Annotated in this window: 7 protein-coding genes; 2 read left to right on the top strand and 5 right to left on the bottom strand. The window is 36.4% G+C overall.

Annotated features, from left to right (window positions below; genetic code table 11):
- Nucleotides 1–57 precede the first annotated feature (57 nt).
- Entirely contained in the window at nt 58–369 is a 312-nt protein-coding gene (locus AC11ZT_RS12300) for a PepSY domain-containing protein (RefSeq protein ID WP_484059878.1), read from the top strand.
- A 23-nt stretch (nt 370–392) separates the two neighbouring features.
- On the opposite strand, the gene AC11ZT_RS12295 is transcribed toward AC11ZT_RS12300, so the two are convergent.
- Both AC11ZT_RS12295 and trmB read right to left on the bottom strand, forming a co-directional pair.
- Nucleotides 393–1,253, bottom strand: a complete 861-nt coding sequence (locus AC11ZT_RS12295) for a YtnP family quorum-quenching lactonase (RefSeq protein ID WP_484059877.1) — start codon at nt 1,251–1,253, stop codon at nt 393–395.
- Between the two features lie 113 nt (nt 1,254–1,366).
- Nucleotides 1,367–2,017, bottom strand: a complete 651-nt coding sequence (gene trmB, locus AC11ZT_RS12290) for a tRNA (guanosine(46)-N7)-methyltransferase TrmB (protein ID WP_484059876.1) — start codon at nt 2,015–2,017, stop codon at nt 1,367–1,369.
- A gap of 124 nt (nt 2,018–2,141) precedes the next feature.
- On the opposite strand from trmB, the gene AC11ZT_RS12285 reads away from it, so the two are divergent.
- Nucleotides 2,142–2,420, top strand: a complete 279-nt coding sequence (locus tag AC11ZT_RS12285) for a YtzH-like family protein (RefSeq protein WP_484059875.1) — start codon at nt 2,142–2,144, stop codon at nt 2,418–2,420.
- 3 nt (nt 2,421–2,423) lie between these two features.
- Here the strand turns inward: AC11ZT_RS12285 and AC11ZT_RS12280 are convergent, their stop codons facing one another.
- The 3 genes from AC11ZT_RS12280 to thpR form a co-directional block, all read right to left on the bottom strand.
- Nucleotides 2,424–3,215 carry a phosphotransferase gene (locus tag AC11ZT_RS12280; protein WP_484059874.1) on the bottom strand — a complete coding sequence of 264 codons (792 nt, stop codon included), beginning with the start codon at nt 3,213–3,215 and terminating at the stop codon, nt 2,424–2,426.
- A gap of 279 nt (nt 3,216–3,494) precedes the next feature.
- Entirely contained in the window at nt 3,495–5,639 is a 2,145-nt protein-coding gene (pulA, locus tag AC11ZT_RS12275; protein WP_484059873.1) for a type I pullulanase, read from the bottom strand.
- A 110-nt stretch (nt 5,640–5,749) separates the two neighbouring features.
- The coding region (gene thpR / locus AC11ZT_RS12270; protein WP_484059872.1) for an RNA 2',3'-cyclic phosphodiesterase at nt 5,750–6,308 on the bottom strand (559 nt) is incomplete at its 5' end.

The following is a 6,308-nucleotide window of genomic DNA, read 5'->3' as shown; positions in this document are numbered from 1 at the left end:
GTCAATTCGATTATACTTGTACTGTTAGCGAAATTTGCACAATTTGAGGTGAAAATGATGAATTGGAAAAACATACTCCTCGGCGTAGGTTTAGGCTTTACTGCCGGATATTTTGTGGCAAATCAGCTTCAGCAGAATGGCCATATTTCTGCTGATAAAGCTTTAAAAATGGCAAAAAAAGTATTTTTGGAAAAAGGTGAAATTACAGGTTCTTGGATCCACATGGTTCCGGAAGTGTGGGAAAAATACGATATAGCTTATGATGTATACAGAGGCGGTGTAACAACTGTTACACGAGACAAACAAAGTCGCTATGAATTTCTACTTGATGCCAACACAGGAACAATCTTAGACGTCACAGAAAGTTAATTTCCTCTTAAGAACAACCCCCCTTATCGTAAGAGGGGGTTGTTTGTTTGAATAGGAAGACTTTCTATGACATTACCCTCGTCATCCCATTTAACTGCACGCATATAGGCATCATGATAAAATGTAAACCACGCCTGTTCCTTTATTCCAAATTTAATCCAATCTTGTTTTTGATAGATGCTTGTCATCGGATAATCATCATAAGCCATTACCCAAAGAGGGTTTTGATGAGCATGTGTTGGTAAAATATCAGCCATATGAATCATTGTCTCATTATGATCCTTTATGATAACAATGGCATGTCCATCGCTATGTCCTCCTGTATGAACCATTGAAATAGCTTCGGTAACATACACGTTTTCTTTAAACGTACTAACTTGATGGACAATACTTTCCCAGTTTTCTTTCCAATACGTATTACGTGATCGAATGTTAGGCTGCTGCATTTCTTCCCATTCTGTCTCTGAAACAATAATCTTTGCCTTAGAAAAAGCAGGAACAAAGTTAGTTCCATTCCATTTCGTTAATCCACATGCATGATCAAAATGAAGATGTGTCATTAACACATAATCAATATCATCCATAGATAATCCAAGCAAAGCTAAACTTTGTTCTACTTGTGATTCCTCTGTTACCCCTTGGTTGCGTTTCATTTTTTCATTTAATTTTTGATTGCCAATTCCAGAGTCAATCAGCATATTACTATCCCTAGTCTGAATGAGCAGTGGATCTGTTCGCAAAAGAATTCGATTTTCAGCATTCGGCTCATATTTGCGAGACCAAAGTGCTTTCGGAACAACACCAAACATTGCTCCGCCATCCAGATGTGTATTGCCCCCTTGTAACCATGTAACTCGTATTTCCCCCACTTGTAGCGTCTCCATACTCTCCACTCCCCTATTTATACGTTCTTTTTTCCTCCTACTTACTAATTATTGATAAATATGGAAAATAATTAGTAGAGTTTATTGTACCACAAAAAAAAAGCCTGTGTTTATTACACAGACTCATTTTTAAATTTCGCTTCTACTCTATAGATTCGATTCCCTTTTTTCGAAAATTTTTCTTCATATTCGGTCATAATGTTGTTTGTATCTTCACTATTATGCAGATCCAAACTTATATATGTTAACATCATTCCGTATTGAGAAAAACTACATAACGAATATTCAAATAACCCTTGGTTATCTGTTTTAAAATGAATTTCTCCGCCTTGAATAAGAACTTGTTCATAATTGTGTAAAAACTGTTTATATGTTAGGCGACGCTTTTCATGACGAGATTTGGGCCAAGGATCAGAAAAATTCAAATACAAGCGTTGAATTTCTCCCTTCTCAAAAAAGACAGTCATATCTTTTGCATCTTTGTTAATAAGCTTCAGATTGGGCACTTCTTCTTCAATTAATTTATCAAGCGCGTCTACAATAACACTTGAGTATTTTTCAATCCCGATATAATTAACTGTCGGATTTGCTTTTGCCATTTCATAAATAAAACGACCTCGTCCAGTTCCTACTTCCACATGAATCGGATTCTGATTTGGAAATACATCCTTCCAGTTTCCTTTATGTTCTTCTGGATTAAGAATAACGAACTGCGGATGACTTTCTATCATTTCATTGGCGTATGGTTTAAATCTCAGGCGCATATGAAACATCTTCCTCTCTTTCCAATAATACCAACAGCACGATGCTACAGTCAGTAACGAATAAAATGATTGATACTCACAAAAACTACTGTTAAATATGAGTACAAAGGGTGTGAATTGCAACATGACAATCAGTCACGAGCATCAATTACTTATTTTAAAAGATATTTTACAAAACCAACAAAGCGATTGCTGTGGTACAGTTTCAGAATGTGAACAACTAGAACGTCTTATTAAGTCGTTGCTAACGAATGATAATATTACGGATGAAACGAAGCATGTACTGTCTGACGTATACCAGTACAGTCAAGCTGGACAATATTCTTCTGATTTGCAAGAACATATTTCTAATCATCAAGATCAACTTTCACAATGGATTTCTGGAATGGATAGTTTGTCCTAACAATTATGACAATTGCTGCTTTAAATAAGTAAGCCAATAATCCATTTCATATTGCTTGTTCTTCTTTGTATACCATTGGAGAGAAATGATGGACTGGGCTACCACATACCATTTCATGCGACGGAGCAAAGAATCGGTAAGCTCCATTCCATAGTTTTTTAGCCAATCCTCCCATTCCTCCCTTGGAATGTAGAAGTGGAGTAGCATACCAATATCAAGAGCAGGATCTGCAATGACTGCTCCGTCCCAATCAATTAAATACAGTTGATCATCGTCTGATAACATCCAATTATTATGATTCACATCACAATGGCATACCGATACATGATCACACTGTATTCCTTCTAGTGATTCTTGTAAATATTGTAATGCCTGCCTAACAGGCTCCTTTTGGTTCACTTCTTCATCCAACGAATCACGTACTTGTTGCAAAAGTTGACTAGCTTTAAGCGGTGTTTTTCCAAGTTTTTCAATCATATGTAGCAAGGCATCTGACATATGAATTTTCTTAAGAAGGAGAGCTACTCTCTCCTTCTTCATGTCTTCCGGTTCAAGCTTTCGACCTCTTAAACATACTTGAGCTGAAATAACATCTCCACTCGTAATACGCTTTGCCCATAGCAGCTTAGGAACAATTCCTTCTGCTGACAAGACCGCTAGAAATGGGGAGGAATTTCGTTTTAAAAATAGCTTTCGTTCCCCTTGTTCAGCAAAATATGCCTCACCAGTAGCACCGCCAGCAGGAATTATATCCCACTCTTTTCCTAGTAATTGTTCTAACCATTCCGTTTCCATTATCTATCAACAATTCCTTTTGGTGATTTTTATTATTAGCTCTTGGCACTACTTCTTCCCTACAGAGCAGCCCACAGTACTTTTAGCCATAAGACTGCTTTAGAAGAAGATTTAGCGAAAAGCACTATACTCATGTATCTCTATTCATTTCCATAATAGAAACGTGTTATTATCATCTAACTCCCTGACAAAAAAGAGAGCTATTTTGGCTTTCATACCAGAATAGCTACCTCTGACAATTCTACCTTTATTCGTTTCATATCGTCAAGTAAAGAATTGTCACCCTTTTGTCAATATATATGAACTAATCGGAAATACTGTTATTCCTGGTCCTTGTGTTTTATACATTTCAACAGGAGATGCTGCCACATTATCAGCAAGTACCGACCATTCTCCGCTGTCAGGAAGTATAATTTCTTTTTTATAAATTGTGTTGTTAAATATAACTAAAATATGTTCCCATGATCCATATTTTTTCACATTTGATAATTCATACATGATTACTGAATCAGGAGCCGGAAGAAACCGTAAATGCCTTCGTACTAAATCAGTCGACGTTAACCGAAAAGCACCATGCATTTTACGAATAGCAATGATTCCTTTAATATATTCTACATGATGTAAATTCAGTTCCTTACGTTCCCAATCAATTTGATTAATATAGTCAGGTGAATTATAGCTATTTTCTACCCCTTTCTTCGTTCGGAAGAATTCCTGACCAGCATGTAAGAAAGGAATTCCTTGTGAAAGAAGTGTTATGGTAGTTGCTAAGCGGTGCCGTCTCTTTCGAATATGCTCATCTTCGTCGCTATTACTACTTATCAATTTATCCCACATAGTGGCATTATCATGTGATTCTACATAATTAATGGTTTGATAAGGCTCCAGAAATGGACTGTTTTTGTCTAACTGCATAGGAATACTCCCTGCAATAAACATTTTCATATGCTCGATATGATCTCCATTTCCTAGTGCATAACCACGATCATAGCTATTGAATGTGCTCCCTTTCACCGTATCTCGAAATGCATCATTAAACTGCGCAATATTAGGCATCTTTGCAGCATTACGAAGTGTCGCCTTCTTATCTAATGCTAACGGCGTATCCATATCCCATCCTTCACCAAGAAGGATAACATTTTGTTTGATACGGTCAATTTCATGACGAATTTCATTCATTGTATCTATATCTAAAATTCCCATTAAATCAAATCGGAATCCGTCAACATTATATTCCTTTAACCAGTACAATACAGAATCTTTAATAAATTTACGAACCATTTTTCTCTCAGAAGCAATATCATTTCCAACTCCTGTCCCATCTGAAGGCATTCCATCATGATTATGTCTGAAATAATATCCTGGGACAAGCATTTCGAAGGAAGATGTTTCCCGAATGTAAACATGATTATAGACCACATCCATAATCACACGAATTCCATGTTTATGAAGGTTACGGATCATCCGTTTTACTTCTAATATCCGTGCATAGGGATTTTCTGGGTCGCTTGCATAGCTTCCTTCTGGTACATTATAATGCAACGGATTATAACCCCAATTGTAACTTAATTGTGGTAATAACTCATCCACCCCAGCAAAATCATTAAATGGTAATAATTCAAGATGAGTAATACCCAGCTCCTTTAAATAACTTAACCCTGTACTTGTTCCTTCAGGCCCCTTCGTTCTTTCTTCCGTAAGACCTTTGTACTTTCCTTTATGAACAATTCCGCTGTCAGGGTGAATAGTAAAATCACGTATATGTGCTTCATATATAATTGCATCCGTTAATGGACATGGAGGCAAAATAATTTCATTTTCCTGCCCTCTCGTTTTTTCTATATCAATAATAATTCCGTAGATTCCATTACTTGATACAGCCTTCGCATACGGATCAATTGCTTCTCGCCACTTATGATTAATATACACACAAATCGTATAATACGTTCCCTCGCAATTTCCAGCAATCTCCCCGGTCCAAACTCCATTACGCTCTCGAACCATTTCATACTCTCTAAAACCACTTAAATCATAAAAACGTACTTTTGCTTTTGTAGCAGTAGGAGCCCACACTTTACATACGGTTTTGTCTGGTGAAAATGTAACACCTAAATCATTTCCGTCATAAAAATAGATGTCATCAAATTGTTCAGTTCGGATAACAGCTCCAATGTGCAACTCGATTTCATTATTGCGTTCATCCACAACAACATACGTCTCTCCAATTTCTAAAGGCGTTTCTATTTTGCATTCATATTTTGTGAATTCTGGGAATTCAATAATATTTTGTATGATAAGATTCCATTCTAATTTATGGTGTTTGAGACGAAAAGAACTTGAAGCACCATACGATTTCGGCAGCAAAATAGTAATAAAGTCCATCCGATCTAAATATGCTTCAAATACGTTATCGACTTTAATCATTGCTGTGTTCACCATCCTCTAACTCAAATAAGCAAAACATCGGTTATTTAAGCTTTTTATACTACATTATATTCTCTTTATTCGTAAACGTTTTCATTATCTCATGATTTCTATAAAAGAGGAAATGTAGCTAATTCTTCATACTTTGGCGTTTCTTCCATGTGAGTAACAAATAAAGAGAAATGATCCACCGTAAATTTTAAGGGATTAATCGGCATCTTATTCTCAAAAGGTAGTGCATGTATCCAACGTTTAGCAAGTGTTATATGTGGTTGAAAGGGTCGTTTATCTAACTGGTATCCGAGCTTTTCACACACATCTTGTACATAGGCTTGCAAAGTAATAATCTCTGATGAATGCTCAACTCCCGCCCACAATATACGCGGACGATGTTCCATTCCAAATGTATATAAGCCTTCTATCCCTAGAGAAAAACGGGATACAGGAACGTTCTTCAGTTGAAAAGCAGATAAGTCTGTAGTTGCTTCTCCCAAAAAAGCAAGCGTTATATGATAATCATCTTTATGTATCCACGTTCGAAAGGAAAGTTGCCGCTCATATTGCAATCGCCATTGAAACAGTTGTTCTTTAATATTCGATGGTATAGGAATAGCAAAAAAATAATGATTGGACATACAACATGATTCTCCCATCGTTTCGTAATCAATA

The sequence above is a fragment of the Ectobacillus sp. genome (genome assembly GCF_056992975.1).
This window is presented reverse-complemented; position numbering and strand designations above follow the sequence as displayed.

What these genes read in the sequence shown, in the direction of transcription:
- AC11ZT_RS12300 (WP_484059878.1), top strand. Translation starts at nt 58, where the DNA reads ATGAATTGGAAAAACATACTCCTCGGCGTAGGTTTAGGCTTTACTGCC.
- pulA (WP_484059873.1), bottom strand. Translation starts at nt 5,639, where the DNA reads ATGATTAAAGTCGATAACGTATTTGAAGCATATTTAGATCGGATGGAC.
- AC11ZT_RS12295 (WP_484059877.1), bottom strand. Translation starts at nt 1,253, where the DNA reads ATGGAGACGCTACAAGTGGGGGAAATACGAGTTACATGGTTACAAGGG.
- AC11ZT_RS12280 (WP_484059874.1), bottom strand. Translation starts at nt 3,215, where the DNA reads ATGGAAACGGAATGGTTAGAACAATTACTAGGAAAAGAGTGGGATATA.
- trmB (WP_484059876.1), bottom strand. Translation starts at nt 2,017, where the DNA reads ATGCGCCTGAGATTTAAACCATACGCCAATGAAATGATAGAAAGTCAT.
- AC11ZT_RS12285 (WP_484059875.1), top strand. Translation starts at nt 2,142, where the DNA reads ATGACAATCAGTCACGAGCATCAATTACTTATTTTAAAAGATATTTTA.